The organism is Gordonia sp. 852002-50395_SCH5434458, assembly GCF_001665905.1.
GTDB lineage: Bacteria > Actinomycetota > Actinomycetes > Mycobacteriales > Mycobacteriaceae > Gordonia > Gordonia jacobaea.
Genome location: NZ_LZTC01000054.1, coordinates 1 through 854 on the forward strand (window position 1 = coordinate 1; position 854 = coordinate 854).

Genomic DNA, 854 nt, shown 5'->3' on the forward strand with positions numbered 1-854 from the left:
CTCTCGGCACGCGATCATCTGTCGACGACCCGTTTTGCTGCGCTCGTCGATTCTGTTGTCGCCCAGGTCGATGCCGACGCCGTCAAGCGCCGTCGTGCCCGCATCGACGCCGACCGCAACGTCCAGGTCCGCCCCGATCGGTGGACTCCCGGCCAATCCCGACTGACCGGCACCGTGCCCGCCGCCTCGGGTGTGTTGATCGACCAACGCCTCACCCAACTCGCCAACAGTGTTCACGACGCCGACCCCCGCACCCACGCGCAACGTCGCGCCGACGCCCTGACCGCCTTCGCCAACGGCGACACCACCCTCGCCTGCCGATGCGACACCTGCACCAGCCCGGCCGCCATCACCGCAGATGAACCCGGCGCCGACCCGCAGCCAAGCCCGACACCTATGCCGATGCCGGTGGGGCCGCGCGCGATGATTCATGTGGTGGCGAATCAGTCCACCCTTGATGGTGAGGACGATCAGCCCGGCTACCTCGATGGGGTCGGAGTCATCGACGCCGACACCGTCCGCGAGTTGGCCGCAGATGCAGCATTCGACTACCTCGATGCCGGCGCCTGCACCTCTGATCCGCGCCACCCCGACCACGCCGCGGCCGCCCGCGCCGCCTTGCGCTACGTGCCCAGCAAGAAACTCCTCTCGCTGGTCCGTTCGGGGGAACTGTGTTGCACGTTTCCCGGGTGCACCAACCCGGTGTGGCACGCCGACGTCGACCACAGCACCCCGTTTGACCACCACAACCCGTCCAGCGGTGGGTTGACAGTTCGCGCCAACCTCAAACCACTGTGCCGGTTTCATCACCGCACCAAAACGTTCGGTCGATGGCGTGACTACCAACTCGACCT

1 protein-coding gene is annotated in these 854 nt (G+C 67.1%); it reads left to right on the forward strand.

The genetic code is table 11. The annotated features are described in order from the left end of the window. Positions 1 to 854 (forward strand): HNH endonuclease signature motif containing protein (locus A5785_RS13160; RefSeq protein ID WP_156528048.1); only part of this gene is annotated, 854 nt, incomplete at both ends.